Annotated in this window: 18 protein-coding genes, 2 pseudogenes and 1 riboswitch; of the genes and pseudogenes, 9 read left to right on the forward strand and 11 right to left on the reverse strand. The window is 64.3% G+C overall.

The genetic code is table 11. The features are described from left to right. Positions 1 to 1643 (forward strand): AAA family ATPase (locus SAZ01S_RS01870; protein ID WP_167693038.1); only part of this gene is annotated, 1643 nt, incomplete at its 5' end. A gap of 2 nt (positions 1644 to 1645) precedes the next feature. Continuing rightward, complete coding sequence (locus SAZ01S_RS01875) at positions 1646 to 2350, forward strand: DUF6118 family protein (protein WP_084579510.1); 705 nt, start codon at positions 1646 to 1648, stop codon at positions 2348 to 2350. A 396-nt stretch (positions 2351 to 2746) separates the two neighbouring features. Here the strand turns inward: SAZ01S_RS01875 and SAZ01S_RS01880 are convergent, their stop codons facing one another. From SAZ01S_RS01880 to SAZ01S_RS01905, 6 genes are read right to left on the reverse strand one after another with little or no spacing between them, the layout of a single operon-like run. After that, complete coding sequence (locus SAZ01S_RS01880; protein ID WP_084579512.1) at positions 2747 to 3241, reverse strand: arsinothricin resistance N-acetyltransferase ArsN1 family B; 495 nt, start codon at positions 3239 to 3241, stop codon at positions 2747 to 2749. Then, positions 3238 to 3993 carry an arsenical resistance protein ArsH gene (gene arsH / locus SAZ01S_RS01885; protein ID WP_084579514.1) on the reverse strand — a complete coding sequence of 252 codons (756 nt, stop codon included), beginning with the start codon at positions 3991 to 3993 and terminating at the stop codon, positions 3238 to 3240. The genes SAZ01S_RS01880 and arsH overlap by 4 nt, the downstream gene beginning before the upstream one ends. Before the next feature lie 46 nt (positions 3994 to 4039). Then, positions 4040 to 5326 carry an arsenic transporter gene (locus tag SAZ01S_RS01890; protein ID WP_084579619.1) on the reverse strand — a complete coding sequence of 429 codons (1287 nt, stop codon included), beginning with the start codon at positions 5324 to 5326 and terminating at the stop codon, positions 4040 to 4042. A gap of 2 nt (positions 5327 to 5328) precedes the next feature. Beyond that, a complete protein-coding gene (arsC, locus tag SAZ01S_RS01895; protein ID WP_084579516.1) occupies positions 5329 to 5754 on the reverse strand; it encodes an arsenate reductase (glutaredoxin) in 426 nt (141 codons plus the stop codon). Next, positions 5751 to 6287: an arsenate reductase ArsC gene (locus tag SAZ01S_RS01900; protein ID WP_084579518.1), complete on the reverse strand. Its 537-nt coding sequence runs from the start codon at positions 6285 to 6287 to the stop codon at positions 5751 to 5753. Before SAZ01S_RS01900 ends, arsC begins: the two co-directional genes overlap by 4 nt. Beyond that, positions 6287 to 6640, reverse strand: a complete 354-nt coding sequence (locus tag SAZ01S_RS01905) for an ArsR/SmtB family transcription factor (protein ID WP_084579520.1) — start codon at positions 6638 to 6640, stop codon at positions 6287 to 6289. The genes SAZ01S_RS01900 and SAZ01S_RS01905 overlap by 1 nt, the downstream gene beginning before the upstream one ends. A 780-nt stretch (positions 6641 to 7420) precedes the next feature. Beyond that, positions 7421 to 7495: riboswitch (Fluoride riboswitch) on the forward strand. 23 nt (positions 7496 to 7518) lie between these two features. Between SAZ01S_RS01905 and SAZ01S_RS01910 the strand changes: the two genes are divergently transcribed. From SAZ01S_RS01910 to SAZ01S_RS01925, 4 genes are read left to right on the forward strand one after another with little or no spacing between them, the layout of a single operon-like run. After that, complete coding sequence (locus SAZ01S_RS01910) at positions 7519 to 8916, forward strand: voltage-gated chloride channel family protein (RefSeq protein ID WP_084579522.1); 1398 nt, start codon at positions 7519 to 7521, stop codon at positions 8914 to 8916. After that, positions 8916 to 9335, forward strand: coding sequence for a DUF190 domain-containing protein (locus tag SAZ01S_RS01915; RefSeq protein ID WP_084579524.1), 420 nt, complete (start codon positions 8916 to 8918; stop codon positions 9333 to 9335). Before SAZ01S_RS01910 ends, SAZ01S_RS01915 begins: the two co-directional genes overlap by 1 nt. Positions 9336 to 9362: 27 nt before the next feature. After that, on the forward strand, positions 9363 to 10178 hold the full coding sequence (locus tag SAZ01S_RS01920; protein WP_245824508.1) for a universal stress protein: 816 nt from the start codon (positions 9363 to 9365) through the stop codon (positions 10176 to 10178). A 16-nt stretch (positions 10179 to 10194) separates the two neighbouring features. Next, entirely contained in the window at positions 10195 to 10908 is a 714-nt protein-coding gene (locus SAZ01S_RS01925) for a sulfite exporter TauE/SafE family protein (RefSeq protein WP_084579526.1), read from the forward strand. A gap of 10 nt (positions 10909 to 10918) precedes the next feature. Here SAZ01S_RS01925 and SAZ01S_RS24640 read toward each other — a convergent pair. The 3 genes and pseudogenes from SAZ01S_RS24640 to SAZ01S_RS24265 all read right to left on the reverse strand — a co-directional run. Continuing rightward, a pseudogene (locus SAZ01S_RS24640) lies at positions 10919 to 11569 on the reverse strand (helix-turn-helix domain-containing protein); the annotation flags it as partial. Then, on the reverse strand, positions 11496 to 11759 hold the full coding sequence (locus SAZ01S_RS01935) for a hypothetical protein (protein WP_084579528.1): 264 nt from the start codon (positions 11757 to 11759) through the stop codon (positions 11496 to 11498). The pseudogene SAZ01S_RS24640 and the gene SAZ01S_RS01935, both read right to left, overlap by 74 nt. Next, a complete protein-coding gene (locus SAZ01S_RS24265; protein WP_218018005.1) occupies positions 11756 to 12499 on the reverse strand; it encodes a transposase in 744 nt (247 codons plus the stop codon). The genes SAZ01S_RS01935 and SAZ01S_RS24265 overlap by 4 nt, the downstream gene beginning before the upstream one ends. A 25-nt stretch (positions 12500 to 12524) precedes the next feature. Between SAZ01S_RS24265 and SAZ01S_RS01945 the strand changes: the two are divergent. Beyond that, positions 12525 to 12692 (forward strand): annotated as a pseudogene (locus SAZ01S_RS01945) (IS481 family transposase); the annotation flags it as partial. Positions 12693 to 12772: 80 nt separating this feature from the next. Here SAZ01S_RS01945 and SAZ01S_RS01950 read toward each other — a convergent pair. Together SAZ01S_RS01950 and SAZ01S_RS01955 are read right to left on the reverse strand one after the other, a co-directional pair. Then, complete coding sequence (locus SAZ01S_RS01950) at positions 12773 to 13564, reverse strand: outer membrane protein (RefSeq protein WP_084579532.1); 792 nt, start codon at positions 13562 to 13564, stop codon at positions 12773 to 12775. Positions 13565 to 13570: 6 nt separating this feature from the next. Further along, the gene (locus tag SAZ01S_RS01955) at positions 13571 to 14002 is read right to left on the reverse strand and encodes a glycine zipper 2TM domain-containing protein (protein ID WP_084579534.1); all 432 of its coding nucleotides are present in this window, start codon (positions 14000 to 14002) and stop codon (positions 13571 to 13573) included. A gap of 196 nt (positions 14003 to 14198) precedes the next feature. Here SAZ01S_RS01955 and SAZ01S_RS01960 point away from each other — a divergent pair, with 196 nt between their 5' ends. Both SAZ01S_RS01960 and SAZ01S_RS01965 read left to right on the forward strand, forming a co-directional pair. Beyond that, positions 14199 to 14387 carry a hypothetical protein gene (locus SAZ01S_RS01960; RefSeq protein ID WP_084579535.1) on the forward strand — a complete coding sequence of 63 codons (189 nt, stop codon included), beginning with the start codon at positions 14199 to 14201 and terminating at the stop codon, positions 14385 to 14387. A 91-nt stretch (positions 14388 to 14478) separates the two neighbouring features. Next, positions 14479 to 14700, forward strand: coding sequence for a hypothetical protein (locus SAZ01S_RS01965; RefSeq protein WP_139809896.1), 222 nt, complete (start codon positions 14479 to 14481; stop codon positions 14698 to 14700). Positions 14701 to 14798 lie beyond the last annotated feature (98 nt).

A 14798-nucleotide genomic window follows, 5' to 3' on the forward strand; every position in this document is an offset into this window, starting at 1 on the left:
GCGCCAAGGTGGTGCTGGTCGGCGATCCCGAGCAGTTGCAGGCCATCGAAGCGGGGGCGGCGTTTCGGTCGTTCGCCGAACGGCATGGCGCCATCGAGATCACCGACATTCGCCGGCAGCGCGAAGACTGGCAGCGGCTGGCCACGCGGCAGCTCGCTACCGGTCGCACGGCTGAGGCGCTGGAGGCCTATGCGGAGGCCGGCATGGTCATCGAATCGGAGACCCGAGTCGAGGCCAGATCGGCGCTGATCGGGCGCTGGGACCGAGAGCGGATCGCCGATCCGGGTGCGTCACGCATGATTCTCACCCACACCAACCAGGAATGCGATGAACTGAATGCGCTGGCCCGGGACGCGATGAAACGCAGTGGGTCCTTAGATGCTGATATCGCTGTCGAAACCACGCGTGGAGAACGCTTGTTTGGGGCTGGCGACAGGGTCATGTTCCTGCGCAACGAACGCAGCCTGGGTGTGAAGAATGGCAGTCTCGGCACCATCGAACAGGTCGATCACGCCCGCATGGCGGTGCGGCTGGACGATGGTCGTCAGGTCGCCTTCGACCACAAGAACTATGGCGATGTCACCCACGGCTATGCGGCCACGATCCACAAGGCGCAGGGTGTCACCGTCGACCGGGTGCATGTGCTGGCGACGCCAGGGCTTGACCGGCACGCTGCCTATGTTGCGCTGTCACGCCACCGCGACGCGGTGCAACTCCATTATGGTCGTGACGACTTCGCCGACCAGGGCAAGCTCGCTCGTACCCTGTCGCGCGATCGGCCGAAGGACAATGCCCTCGACTATGATGCTGTTGCCGAGCGCTTCGCCGCCCGGCGCGGCGTTGAACGGTCGCGCATCCTCGATACGCTTGCCAAAGAGCCGATTGACGAACCCGAGCGCAGCGCGCCTGCACCGGCACGGCGCCGAAGCATGTTTGACGGGTTGCGGCTGTCCATCCCCGAGCCGGAGCGAGCGCCCACAAAGCTGCGCTTTGATGGGCTCAGGCTGTCGATGCCGGCGACTGCGCCCGAGGCATCCGCAACGCAGAAACTGGAGCGGGCGGTCGAAGGCTATGCGCGTGCCGTGCAGGATGCAGGCCGTATGACCGGGCAGGGCCGTTCGCCGCTCGAAGTTCAGAAGGCGGCGCTTGCGCGCACCGCCGAGGCGGTCAACGCGCTGCATCCCCACGGCGCGCACGATCTCGACATGGCGTTCGAGCGGACGCCGGGGCTGATCAGCGAAGCCGCCAATGGCCGCACCGCCAATGCCATTCGCCAGATGCAGCTGGAATCAGAGGTGCGCGCCAACCCTGAGCTGCGTGCAGACCGGTTCGTGCAGGCCTGGCAGCAGCTTCAGGCGCGGCGGGGCAAGCTGAGCGGGTGGGAGAATGAAGAGAAGCGCGCCGGTGTCGAGAATGCCATGCGCTCGATGGCAAAGGGGCTGGAGAAAGACCCGGCGCTAGGCGCGGCGCTCAGCCGACGGGGCAGTCAGCTGTTCGGCCGACAGTGGTCGCCGGAATGGGCGCCGGGTAGCCGCGACGGCGGCGTCAGTCGGGCGCTCGGCGATGATGCCCGCACCCGCTCGATCATCCGGCAGCTCACCTTCTCGATCGATCGCGATCGGGGCCTTGGGATTGGAATGTAGCCATGGGAATCCACGAACATCCCGTAGAAGCAGACCAGACCGTCCAGGCGTTCAACGACATGTCGCGCAAGCTTGCCGGGCTGACCGCAGCGGTCGATGGCTTCGCCGCGCGACAGCAGGAGCTGCATGCGCGTGACTATGGGCCTGACCTGGAGAAGATCCGAGACGGCTACGACAAGGTTTGCGGTGCTATCAACATTCTTGCCAAGCGCCCGGCGATGACGCTGACGCCGCAGGATGTCGCCAGGCAGATTGAAACGGCGGGCACGCAGGGGCGTGCAGACGATCATCGGGCGTGGAACGGCGCCAGCCATGCGCTTGTCGGTGCAGTGCAGGAGCTGAAGGGGATGGTCGCGTCGGCCCATTCCGCGAAGGCCCAGAAGCTGTGGATCTCGGGGGCAGCCGCATTGGCGCTATTGGTAGGCTTCGTCTCCGGCACCGCCGTCCCGACCGTTATCGCTCAGCTCGCGCCCGAGAGCTGGCATTGGCCAGAGGAACGGGCTGCAGCAATGCTCAGGCGGACACCTTGGGACGCGGGCGTGCGCCTGCTGCGGGTTGCCAACCCGCAGCAGGCGCAGGCGCTCGCTGAGGCCGCTCGGCTTTCAAAGGATAACGCTGACGTTCTTCAAGGTTGCCGGAAACGCGCCGAGCAGCTCGTTGGCACGGTGAACTGCTCCATCAAAATTTCGAACGCTAGGCTCGATTGAAGATTTTCCCCGTTGCCGCCAGTTAGAAAAGGCGCATTCCGCAGCAAGATAGAAATGGCACAACGCTACTGGCAGCGGGGGCTGCGTGGAGCCATCCTCATAGCGCAGCGCTGCCCCCGCTGATGCCCCACACTCCCGGCTCCTGTCCCCGGACCCGCTGCGCACGCAGCGGGCTCGGTCACATCGCCTCAGCGCTGATGCTCGTGCTATCGGGTAGGCGTCGATGGCCGCTTCAGCAAAAGAGAGGACAGGCAGCTCACGCTCAAGGCCGAATATCAAACAGGAGGCGCGGCTCTCGGTTAACGGCGGTTGCGGATGTACGAGAAACACCTGTTTGTCGTACATTGGTCCGCAGGAGGGCGTCAGCAGTGGTGGCTGGCCGCAGCGATCGCTTTGTCAAAGCAGCCGCTGCCACCACCCAACATCGTGCCAGCGCCCAAATTTTGAGCCGACCTCTCGATAGACGCCCAGAGCTGTGAACCCCATTCGCTCGTGAAGTGCGATGCTCCCCGGGTTGGGCAAAGCGATGCCAGCGAAGGCGGCATGGAACCCTCTCTCCGCCAATTCAGGAAAGAGGTGGGCATAGAGGGCGGTGCCCACCCCCGATCGCCGTGCTTCATCGGCAATGTAGACGGTGACATCGACAGACCAGCGATAGGCCGCGCGGGTCCGGTGCTGACTGGCATAGGCATAGCCCAGAACCGCGCCATCTCGCTCCGCGACAAGATACGGGTAGTCCTTGGACGTCGCTTCGATGCGGGCCGCCATCTCTGTGATCGACGGAGGCACTTCTTCGAACGAGATCGTTGTATGCGCGACGACTGGCGCGTAGATGGCATGCACGCCGGCGGCGTCGGCTACGGTTGCCGGCCGCACGGAAACGGCGCTCAAGCGCGCGTTCCCTGCGGCGCGATGGCGATGCTCGACAGATCCGAGGTGGGATCGATTGGCAAGCCGGCCTCCTTCCGCTCAGAATAACGGTCGACCAACTGGTCGACGTGCGGGCGCAGCAGCACGGTGAAGCGAACCAGCTCCTCCATCACATCAACGATGCGATCATAATAGCTCGACGGTTTCATGCGGCCCGCATCATCGAACTCGTTGAAGGCCTTGGCTACCGAGGATTGATTGGGGATGGTGAACATCCGCATCCAGCGGCCGAGCACGCGCAGCGTGTTCACGCTGTTGAACGACTGCGAGCCCGCCGATACCTGCATCACGGCCAGCGTGCGGCCCTGCGTGGGGCGCATGCCGCCCATGGCGAGGGGCAGATGATCAATCTGCGTCTTCATGATGCCGGTAATCTGGCCATGCCGCTCAGGGCTGCACCAGACCTGGCCTTCCGACCAAAGCGAAAGTTCGCGCAGCTCGTGAACCGCAGGGTGATCGTCGCCGGCCACCTGATCGGGCAACGGCAGTGTCGCAGGGTCGAAGATGCGCGTTTCACAACCGAAAAACTGCAGCAGCCGCGCCGCTTCCTCGATGCACAACCGCGAATAGGAGCGTTCACGCAGCGAACCGGACAGCAGCAGGATGCGGGGCGGCGGATCGCCCGCGCCCAACCCAAGGGCAGGCCGCTGGCGGACATACGCTTGGTCCAGGGCCGGCAGGTAATCGGGATCGTTCAGCGTTCGGAGGGGCATGCACAATCGTCCATCGGTAGTGGGCACGACGGGTGACGAAGCCAGCTCATGTCAGGCTGATCCGCAGCGCCAGCGCCGCCAGGGTGATGAGCAGGACCGGTATCGTCAGCGTGACGCCGACGCGGAAGTAATACCCCCAACCGATACGAATGCCCTTCTGCGCCAGCACGTGAAGCCAGAGAAGCGTCGCCAGGGAGCCGATCGGCGTCAGCTTGGGACCAAGATCGCAGCCGATTACATTGGCGTAGATCATCGCTTCCTTGACCGCGCCGGTTGCGTGCGCGGCATCGATCGACAAGGCACCAACCAGAACGGTCGGCATGTTGTTCATGATCGACGACAGCACGGCCGCGATGATGCCCGTGCCAAGCGCCGCTCCCCAGATGCCGCCAGCGGCGGTATGATCCAGCAGCGCCGCCAGATGCTCGGTCAGGCCGGCATTTCGTAGGCCGTAGACGACCAGGTACATGCCCAGCGAGAAGATGACGACCTGCCAGGGTGCCCCGCGCAGCACCTTTCGGGTGGTGATGACGTGGCCGCGGCCAGCGATCACCAGCAACAGCACCGCACCGGCAGCAGCGACCGCGCTTACCGGCACGCCCAGCGGCTCCAGCAGGAAGAAGCCGGCAAGAAGCAGCGCAAGAACGACCCAACCGGCCCGGAAGGTACTGGCATCACGAATGGCTTCGCGGGGGGCGCGCAGCTGGTCGACATCGTAGCGCCCCGGCAGATCGCGCCTGAAGAACAGCAGCAGCACCCCCAGGGTTGCCGCGATCGAGGCGAGATCAACGGGGACCATCACGGCCGCATAGGTGCCGAAGCCCACATGGAAGAAGTCGGCCGAGACGATGTTGACCAGGTTGGAAACCACCAGCGGCAAGCTGGCGGTGTCGGCGATGAAACCGGCTGCCATCACGAAGGCGAGCATCGCCCTCTCTTTGTAGCCGAGGGCGCGGAGCATCGCGATGACGATCGGCGTCAGGATCAGCGCGGCACCATCATTGGCAAACAGCGCCGACACCGCGGCGCCGAGCAGGACGATCATTGCGAACAGCCGACGCCCATCGCCGCCGCCCCATCGCGCGACGTGCAGCGCTGCCCATTCAAAGAACCCAGCTTCGTCGAGCAAGAGGCTGATAATGATGATCGCAACGAAGGCGGCGGTGGCATTCCAGACGATACCCCAGACCACCGGCACATCGCTCAGGCCGACAACGCCGCATAACAACGCCAGCGCAGCGCCGCCCATGGCGCTCCAGCCAATGCCCAGGCCCTTGGGCTGCCAGATGACCAGCGTGATTGTGGCGAGAAAGATCGCAGTCGCGAGCAGCAGCATCAGACAAGCCGCTGTCCGGCAGCATCGACCACCTGTTCGCCGTCTTCCTTCGCGAAGGCGCCAAGCTGCGGCGATGGCAGAAGGTCGAGCACAGCTTCGGAAGGCCGGCAGAGCTTTACGCCGAGTGGCGACACTACAAGCGGGCGATTGATCAGGATTGGATGTTCCATCATCGCGTCAATGAGTGTCTCGTCCGATAGCGCCTCGTTTCCAAGTCCCAGCTCGGCATAGGGCGTGCCCTTCTCGCGCAGCAGGTCACGTGGCCGCATGCCAGCGCGTTCGATCAGTTGCACGAGAAGCGCCCGCGTCGGCGGAGTCTTCAGATATTCGATCACATGCGGCTCGATGCCGGCGTTGTGGATCAGGCCAAGGACGTTGCGTGACGTTCCACAGGCAGGATTGTGGTAGACGATGATGTCCGTCATGCGAAATTCCCAAGGTTCAGGTTGGACTCTTCGAGGAGGTCGTCGTGAATCGCCTGCAGCCGCTGGCGGATGGCCATGGCCGGCACCTCCCGGTCGAGGATCGGAAGCTCAACCAGCTTGGCGAACCGCTGCGTCAACGCTGTATGCGCCTCTTCGAAAGCCGCATCGACGGCTTCGTCGTCACCGACGATTGCCGCCGGGTCGGGCGGGCCCCAGTGCGCCTTGATCGGGTGACCTGGCCAGATCGGGCAGACCTCGCCTGCTGCATTGTCGCAGACCGTGATGACGACATCGATCCGGGGTGCGTCGCTCCCGCTGAACTCGTCCCAGCTTTTCGAGCAAAGCCCCTCGGTCGAATAGCCGTGGCGTTCAAGAAGCCGCAGAGCGCCGGGGTGTACCTGTCCCTTCGGGAATGAGCCGGCGGAGTAGCCCCGGAAACGGCCCTTGCCCAAGTGATTGACGATTGCCTCGCCCAGGATCGAGCGCGCGCTGTTGCCGGTGCAAAGCACGAGCACATTGGTAAGTTCGCCCATCAGATGGATGTCTCCACACTACAGTGACTGCGCAGCACGATATCGGCCAGTGACGCGCAAATTTCGGGGCGCCCGCCGCAGCAATCGTGCATCAGGAACTCCAGAAGCTCGGTCATCTCCTCGTACCGCGCGGTATAGATGATCGAACGTCCCTGACGCTTGCCCTCAATCAGATCGGCGTTCGACAGGATGTTCAGGCTCGCCGAAAGCGTGTTCGGAGGCACCTCAAGCTGGCGCGCGATCTCCCCTGCAGGCATCCCGTCCTTGCCTGCCTGAATGAGCAGGCGGAACGCGGCGAGACGCCCTTCGTGGGCAAGGGCGGACAGTGCTGCGACGGCGTTCTTCAGTTCCATATTTCCTGTCTACTGGATATGGCGAGAAGACCAAGCACCGCTGCGCCGTTCGGTCGCGATTACGGCTTCAGCTCAAAGGAACCTGCGGCACCCTTTCGGAAGGTCTGCACGCATTGGCTCGCATCGTCGCTCTTCAGCGGGCACTTTGAGGCCGGGGCAACGATCGTTACCGTCAGGGGCGCTCCCCCATGATTGGTGAACGCGCACGACGCGGTGCGCGCGTTCGGCATCTGTAGGCTTGGGCGGTCAGGGGTCAGGAAGCGAACGACTTCGTTCTCTCCAACCGGCTTTACGTGGCAGATCATTTCCCATCCACGGGGACCCTGAACGGTGATTCCAAGCGGAGTAGCTGTGGTCTGGGCAGATGCACCCAGCGGGGTAAGCAAAAGCGCTAGAGTCTGCCCGAAGGCGAGTGCACGCGCTGCGAAACCATACTTGCTCATAGACCCTCCCGATTCGATAATTCCACGATATAGGAAATATGGAATGGAGCAAGAGCCTACGGACGGATTCGTCCTCAACCTGGTTTCCTACTGAGCCAAGCGATTTTTCAGAAGTAGCGAATGTGAGCACCGAGGCCGGAGAGGCAGCATGACGCTCTGACGGAAAAAACATGATTTTCGACACCCTGAGCGACAACCCTGTTTCCGCATGTGAACGCGCACGCTGTATGGCGGCGTTCTGCTCGCGATCTCTGTCAGTTGCCGGACCCGATTACGAGAGAGCTTCTGCGGCCTGTGTATCGTCGGCATTGACGAACTAGCGGCCCATCCGCATATGCGCGGCAACGGCGATGGATTTCCGCCGGGCTTTGGCCGAACCGCCCTCGCAAGGGCCGATGATTCCTACCAAGCGCCGCAAGGCGGCAAGGAGGAATCGTGCGCGCTACTTTCCGTACCCTGATCGATCAGTTCAACCTGGTGGCATTCTTCCGCGACCGTCATGACCACGCGCTGTCGGTGCTGCGCTGGATGCTGCTCCTCATGCCAATGGCGGTAATGGTCGGTACGCTGTGCGCGGCTTTCCTGTGGAGCCTGGACGCGGCGACGAAGGCGAGGTTCGATCATCCCTGGCTGCTATACCTGCTGCCGCTGGGTGGCGCTGGAATCGCACTGCTCTACCACTGGCTCGGGCGATCGGTGGAGGCTGGCAACAATCTGATCGTCGAGCAGATCCATGACCCCGGCGGCGGCGTGCCGTTGCGGATGGCGCCCCTCGTGTTCCTCGGCACCATCGCGACGCACCTGTTCGGCGGATCCGCGGGACGCGAGGGGACTGCGGTGCAACTGGGCGGCAGCCTCGCCAGTGCGGTGGCGACCCGCTTCCGGCTCGATGCGCCCAGCGTGCGCATCCTACTGATGGCTGGCGTAGCGGCGGGGTTCGGCGCGGTGTTCGGCACGCCGCTGGCGGGAGCGGTGTTCGCGTTAGAGGTGCTGGCGGTAGGCCGCGTCGAATATGCAGGCATCGTGCCGTGCCTGCTCGCTGCGCTGGTCGGAGACTGGACATGCCATGCGTGGGGGATTCACCACACGCCCTACCATATCGCTACCCCGGGTGCGGTCGGCGGTGCGCTGCTGGTCGAGCCGCTGCTGCTCGCCAAGGCTGCGCTGGCCGGCGTGTTCTTCGGCGTGGCGGGCTTGGTATTTGCCGAGGCAAACCATGCGCTGGGAGGCCTTTTGAAGGCGCGCATTCCCTATGGTCCGTTGCGGGCAGCGTTGGGCGGCGTGCTGGTGATCGTGCTGGTCTGGATAATCGGTACGCGCGGCTATCTCGGGCTCGGGGTCTGGTCTGCTATCCCTGGCGACCCGACAATCGCCGGGTTCTTCACGGGACCGATCGACCCTTGGAGCTGGGCGCTCAAGATGCTCTTCACCGTCGTCACGCTCAGCGCCGGCTTCAAAGGCGGCGAGGTGACGCCTCTGTTCTTCATCGGCGCGGCGCTAGGTAATGCACTGGGCGGGCTGCTCGGCGCACCGATTGACCTGTTCGCAGGGCTTGGCTTCGTCGCGGTGTTCGCCGGCGCGGCCAACACGCCGCTCGCCTGCACGATCATGGGCATTGAGCTGTTCGGCGCCACGCATGCGGTGCCGATCGCGGTCGCCTGCTTCGTCGCCTACATCTGTTCGGGCCATAACGGCATTTATCTGTCGCAGCGGATCGCGGTACCCAAGCGCGCCTCGCGCCTATCCGCCGGCGCCGCGACGTTGCGCGAAGCGCGTAGCGCGCGCCGAGCCCCACCGCCGATTTCCACCCCAGCGACCACGAAGGAGCGTTGATGTCTTCTCCCCAGCACCGAGTCACGCCGAGCGAGATCGGCATGATCCGAATCTACATGAAGCCGTCGGACAAGGCACCGGGAGCGACGCGCTGGTCGCGCAAGCCGCTGTACCGCGCGCTCGTCGCCCAGGCCAAGCGCGACGGTATCCTCAATGCCGTCGCCCACCACACCCACTATGGGTACAGCAATCACGGCCCGATGCGCGAAAATGGCGCGGAACTGGCCGACCCGCATTTGACCATGTGCGTCGAGCTGATCGGGCAACGCGGCGAACTCGAGAGATTCTGCGAGACGCACGGTGCGCTGCTTGCCGACAAGGTGATCGTCTACAAGCACCTGGAGCAATGGCGCGTAGGGCCGCAGGGCGTGCGCCACGAGGATGCCTTGCCCGATTTGTTCGTCGCCGAGCCCGACTGAAAGCATCCCGCCGAAGGAGAGAATGCCATGAAGCTGCTCGCCATCATCGTCGGCGCGGATAGCGCACCGGCTTGCCTCGACGCCGCCGCCATCGCAGCGACATCGCTGGGTGGCGCCTCGGTCGAGGCGCTTAACGTGGTTGTAGATCCGGAGCATATCGTCGCACCAAGCGAAGAAATCGCATTCCAGCAGCTCCGCGAGCGCGATGAGGGCACAGCGCAGGAGCGCGCTGACGCAGCGCATGCCGCCTTTGTCTCTTGGCATGCCGAGGCAGGGGAGCCCACGCCAAGGATGGAATGGTGGTCGATCGTCGGCACGGAGGAGGCGGTCGTGACGCAGGAAGCGGCAAAGGCCGATGCGCTGATCGTGATTGCGCGCGAGCGGACCATGGACACGGCCGACGCGCTGCACGCGGCGATCTTCTCCACCGACAAGCCTGCGCTGATCGTGCCGCCGGGATGGCGCGCCAACGGCCGAACCCGCTTCGCCCATATGGCAGTGGGGCTGAGCGACAGCGACAATGCCCGGCACGCCATCGAGCACGCGGCCCCATGGCTGCGGGTGGCCGAGCGAGTCACCGCTATCCATGTTGGCAAGGCGGGCGATCCAGCGCTCCAGCTCGAAGCGCTGCTCGACAGCATCTGCATCCGCCACGAACGGCGCATCGTGCCCCGGGTTGGCGACAATCTCGGCGCCCAGCTGGTAGCCGAAGCGAAGGCGGTCGAGGCGGATCTGCTGGTGACCGGCGCCTATCGCCATAATCAGCTGATCGAATGGCTGCTCGGCGGCACTACCCGGCACATTCTTGCCGCCGCCGACATGCCGCTGCTGATGGCGCATTGAGGGAGGTTGCGACGCCATGCTCGCGATCTGCGCACTCCTGATCGGTTCCTTTGTCGCCGCTGTGATCTCCGGTTCGGCGGGCTTCGGAGGGGCATTGCTACTCCTTCCGCTGCTCAACCAAGCCGTAGGGGTGACGCTGGCGGTACCGCTGCTGACGATCGCCCAACTCGTCGGCAACCTGTCCCGCGTGGCCTTTGGATGGCGGGAAATCCGGTGGCGACCGGTGCTGTTGTTCCTGGCCCCTGCGCTTCCCGCAGCGGCGCTGGGCGCTTGGTGGTTTACTGCGCTTCCCAAGGCGCTGACCGTGCGGTGCCTGGGTGCCGCAATTTTGCTGTTCGTCATCCTGAAGCTGCGGGGCTTGAACTTCCGGCCATCGCCGCAACTGCTGATCTGCGGGGGCGCCGTGGTGGGTCTGCTTTCGGGCCTCGTCGGTAGTGCGGGGCTGATCGGTGCAGCGATCTTCCTGTCGCTGGACCTGCCGCCAGTAGCCTATGTGGCGAGCGAAGCGACCACGGCGGTTGCCATGCACCTCGTGAAATGGGCGGTATACCAACGCGTGATTGTTCTCGATGGGGCCTTCTGGTCCCTTGCTGCAGGCATGAGCGTGGCGATGGTCGCCGGCACCTGGGTCGGCAAGCGGCTAATCGAGACGCTTTCGGTGGCGCGCTTTCGCCTGCTTGTCGCAGGGCTGTTGGCGGTGACCGCCGTTCAGATGCTGTGGATGGGGTGATCGGCCGACCGCGCTTCCGGGATATCAGGCCAGCGGCGCCGTCAGCGCGGAACCTGTCGAGCAGCCGATAGACCTGGCGCCGGCATAGCCTGAGCAACTCGCCAGCCTCGCTTGCGGTGATCTCGCCGCGCTCGACGCGCAGCAGCGTTTCGTACCGTGACAACTCGCTCCGGCTCATCCCGACCACCGTCATCAGCGTGCCCCAACTGCTCGGGCGGCATGCCACTCGGAGGGCGCCGACCAGAGATTGCGACATTTCTATCTGGCGGATGAGTGACATTTGTACGTTGCGCTTACACTTTGAAAAATTTTGGCGAACGAGAGACTTAGTTATGTTTACCTGCGGCAGCTCGTCGCGCGTCGTGGGCGCTACATCGAATTCACGAGAACTTGGGGTATCATCAGGGGTACAACAACGGGTGGTATGAAAAATACCTCTACAAATCAAGTGGTTATAAAGTGTGCGGTCTCCTAGATGGTCCTGCCCCCGCAACCAACAAAAAAGCCGCTGACCCAATGGGTTGGCGGCTTTTGTCGTTTCTGGCGCCAAGCGCATTCCGACTTTTCCGAAATCGGAATTCCGACTGTTACGGCACCGTCTCGCAGATGGCGCCACCTTCAGTTGTCCATGTGCGGATATCGATGTCCGGCCGCACCACATAATGATCGAAGAGGCCGGCCTCCAAAGCGTCGATCAGGGCGGCGCAATTGGGGGAGGAGCAATAGCTATATTCCGGCGCGCCGCAGGGGCATCGGAAGGCATCCCGCTCCTGCCATGTCGCGAAGTCTTTAACGCGGAGGCAATCGCCGCACGACGCACGGAGGGCTTTGCCATTCACTTCCTTGCTCATGCCTGCCCGTCCTTCCGTTCCTTCAGCGCCCGCTCGGCGCCGAGCAGGGCGACGATGCCCCGGCCGGCCTGTGCCGCGATGCGGACCAAGTAGGTTTCGATAATCCGCTCGACCGTCTTGATACGGTGGCCGGTGATCGCCGCGATCGTCGGCACCGACATGCCGAGGTTTGCCAGGCGCGTCACGCAGGCGCGGCGGGCGTCGCGGAACTCCAGGCCTTCCAGTCGCTCGGCCAGATCCTCGTTGCCCTGCTCGCGTGCCTGGGCGGCGGCGTGGGCGCGGATGATGCCGAACTTCTCGATAAAGTCGCGCTGGCTCCAGGGCTCGCCGGTCATGTGGCGGCCGCGCCACTTGTCGCCGGTGAAGTCGCGGACGATCAGGTTCGTCGCGCCGATCGGAACGGGCGTGCCGGTGGCCTTGTAGCCGTGAACAGCCGGCTTGCCCTCGTTTTTTGCCCAGCGCGCGTTGGCATCGCCTTCACTGGCCGAGGTGATGATCGTGACATCGAGCAGCGTACCGGTCTTGACCGTCACCGCCTTTGATTTGCGCTGCGCAGTCACTGTTTCGAACAGCGACCGGTCCATCTGGCCAGCAACCAGCAGCCAACGAAATCTGACGAGTGCAGTTCGCTCGGGCGTCGCCTCGGTGGCGGAGAAGCCGCAGAAGCGGCGAGATGAGGCTCGATCGTCGAGCGCCTCCAATTTCACGTCAGACAGATCGTACCAGATCGGCAGAAGCAAGGCTTTGAACATCGCCAGCGGCGGCCAGGTGCGGCAGCACCTCGGCGACTTCGTCGCCGCCTACAACTTCGGCCGCAGATTGAAGACCCTGCGAGGCCTGACACCCTACGAAGCCATCTGCAAGGCTTGGCAGCTCGAGCCAGCACGCTTCACATCAAATCCGCACCACCAAATCCCGGGACCAAACAGCTAGCCTTGATTCGAGTGGACTTCGCCGAATTCCGGTTGGAGCCGGCGACTGGACCAGGGGGGAGCCAATCGCCGGCGCCGCCGTCAGAAGCGCTGGCGCAGTCCGACGGTAACCGAGGTAGCCGAGAGCTTCGGCCGATAGGTAGCGGCGCTGCTGCCGCCCGCCGCGAGCGGCAGCCGTCCGGCGAATTTGAGACTGGAGCTTTCCGCATAGCGCGCGGCGAGTTCGAGCGTGGTCTTTTCCGTCAGCTGGTAGCCGAGGCCCGCATCCAGGTGCCAGCGGAACCCCCAGTCGCGGCCGGCAATGCTGCTACCCTGGCCGGTGGCGGAAAGGCGGGTCAGGCGTTCGGTCACGCGGACGGCGTCGATGCCGCCGCCGACAAACGGACGCAACCGGGTGCCGGTATCGATATCGTAATAGCCCGCGACGCCGAGGCTCAGCGTCTTGGTGCGGCCACGGGTGGTTAGGCCCCCCGTGTTGAGCTGCGACGCATCGACATTGGCGGCGGTGTAGCCAATCGTGCTTTCCACGCGGACATTGCCGAAATCGTAACCGACACCGCCTTCGAACGCCTTGCCGCTGCGCAGGTCGACGTTGCGTGGCAGGGTAGAGGGGGCGGCGATGTCCTTGCCCTTGAACTTCAAGTCACCGTCGACCTGCGATCCGATGCGGCCGACGACATAGGGCCCCTGCGCAGAGCTCTGCGCCATGGCCGGCGCTATGGCGAACAGCATTCCGCCAAATGCGGTTAGACCAGCCACGCGCTTGTACATCACGTTCATGTATACACCTTGCTTTGAGGATCGGTTCGCTTTGTTGCGAGCCTTCGCTTCTTCGACGAAGTCGTGCCGCAGGTGCCGCAAAGCTTTCGACATTTAATTTCAGCGGCAGCGGTCACGACGGTGCACGGCATCCCCGACCACGCCGCCGGCCAGCGCACCCAGCATCGTTCCGATCAACTTGTCATCTGCGCCCGCGAGCAGATGGCCGCCGAGGCCACCGCCGATCGCGCCAATCACGGCGCCTTGCGCACCGGTGGAACGGCAGGGATCCCGCTGCAGGCTGCCGTCGCGCCGGCCGTCCGCATAGCCGCTGCGATAGCCGTCGCCGCGGCCATGATCATAGCCGTCAGCACCCCCTTCGGCATAGCCGTCGTCGTGGCCCTCGCCATAGCCGTCGCCATAGCCATGGTGATAGCCGCGGACGCTTCCGACAATATACCCGTCCCGCTGCCCGCGCTGCGCCAGGGCTGGCGGAACCAGCGCGCAGGTGGAGACCAGGGCGGCAAGCACGCAAAGGGGCATGTAGCGCATCGTTCATCCTTTCCGTCCCGACGGCATGTCGGGGTTGGCTATCGACGAAGCCGCGGCGTGCGCGCCGCATGCCGGATGCGCGTCACGCCGGGGACGCGAAAAATTCCAGGCCGTCGTCCGGCTCTGCGGGTGCGCCTCCGTCATGGGATCGGACGCGCCGATGAAGCGCGATCCAGAACGATAAGAAGGGTCTATCATGAAGATTACCGGATGGACGTTCGTCGCCACGCTGGCCGTTGCCTTTGTAGGCACGCCGGCCCTGGCGCAGACACCCGCGCAAGGCCAGGCCAGCAAGAAAGCGGTCCCCCCGTCGCACCTGCCGAAGCCGCACAAACAGGCAAGGCAGGACAAGGCGAAGCCTCCGGCCACCTCGCCCAAGCGCTGAGGTGGGCGCCCGCCCGCTCCCCGTGGGCGGGCGCTTCCTCTCCCACGCGAAGATCGCTGCCGCCCGCCGGCAGCGCAGGTGGAGAGCAACCATGCATCACGACAGCAATTTCGACTGGATGGCGAAAGCGGAGCAGGTTCTGCACCTGGCGTTCCTCCATGTGCATGAGCAGGGTGAGGACACGCTGATCGAGAAGCTACCGGCCCGCTCGCGGCTTGCTATCATTCTGCTCGCGGCATTTGCGTCCTGGGCGGCACTGGTCGGGACCGTCTGGGTACTCGTGACCGTCGCCCGCATGACAGTGTGGCACTGAGCCGTGGCCCTGCACCAGGGGGCTCGCGCCGTCCGCACAATCCCCCACTTGGCCCGTCGGCCTTCCGCAGCTATGCGCAGCGATGCTTGCCTCAGTTC

It is taken from the genome of Sphingomonas azotifigens NBRC 15497, from assembly GCF_002091475.1.
Lineage (GTDB): Bacteria > Pseudomonadota > Alphaproteobacteria > Sphingomonadales > Sphingomonadaceae > Sphingomonas > Sphingomonas azotifigens.

Excerpts from the sequence above, each read along its gene's own strand:
- SAZ01S_RS01875 (WP_084579510.1), top strand. The coding sequence starts at position 1,646 with ATGGGAATCCACGAACATCCCGTAGAAGCAGACCAGACCGTCCAGGCG.
- arsH (WP_084579514.1), bottom strand. The coding sequence starts at position 3,993 with ATGCCCCTCCGAACGCTGAACGATCCCGATTACCTGCCGGCCCTGGAC.
- arsC (WP_084579516.1), bottom strand. The coding sequence starts at position 5,754 with ATGACGGACATCATCGTCTACCACAATCCTGCCTGTGGAACGTCACGC.
- SAZ01S_RS01900 (WP_084579518.1), bottom strand. The coding sequence starts at position 6,287 with ATGGGCGAACTTACCAATGTGCTCGTGCTTTGCACCGGCAACAGCGCG.
- SAZ01S_RS01905 (WP_084579520.1), bottom strand. The coding sequence starts at position 6,640 with ATGGAACTGAAGAACGCCGTCGCAGCACTGTCCGCCCTTGCCCACGAA.
- SAZ01S_RS01915 (WP_084579524.1), top strand. The coding sequence starts at position 8,916 with ATGTCTTCTCCCCAGCACCGAGTCACGCCGAGCGAGATCGGCATGATC.
- SAZ01S_RS01920 (WP_245824508.1), top strand. The coding sequence starts at position 9,363 with ATGAAGCTGCTCGCCATCATCGTCGGCGCGGATAGCGCACCGGCTTGC.
- SAZ01S_RS01925 (WP_084579526.1), top strand. The coding sequence starts at position 10,195 with ATGCTCGCGATCTGCGCACTCCTGATCGGTTCCTTTGTCGCCGCTGTG.
- SAZ01S_RS01935 (WP_084579528.1), bottom strand. The coding sequence starts at position 11,759 with ATGAGCAAGGAAGTGAATGGCAAAGCCCTCCGTGCGTCGTGCGGCGAT.
- SAZ01S_RS01950 (WP_084579532.1), bottom strand. The coding sequence starts at position 13,564 with ATGTCGAAAGCTTTGCGGCACCTGCGGCACGACTTCGTCGAAGAAGCG.
- SAZ01S_RS01955 (WP_084579534.1), bottom strand. The coding sequence starts at position 14,002 with ATGCGCTACATGCCCCTTTGCGTGCTTGCCGCCCTGGTCTCCACCTGC.
- SAZ01S_RS01960 (WP_084579535.1), top strand. The coding sequence starts at position 14,199 with ATGAAGATTACCGGATGGACGTTCGTCGCCACGCTGGCCGTTGCCTTT.
- SAZ01S_RS01965 (WP_139809896.1), top strand. The coding sequence starts at position 14,479 with ATGCATCACGACAGCAATTTCGACTGGATGGCGAAAGCGGAGCAGGTT.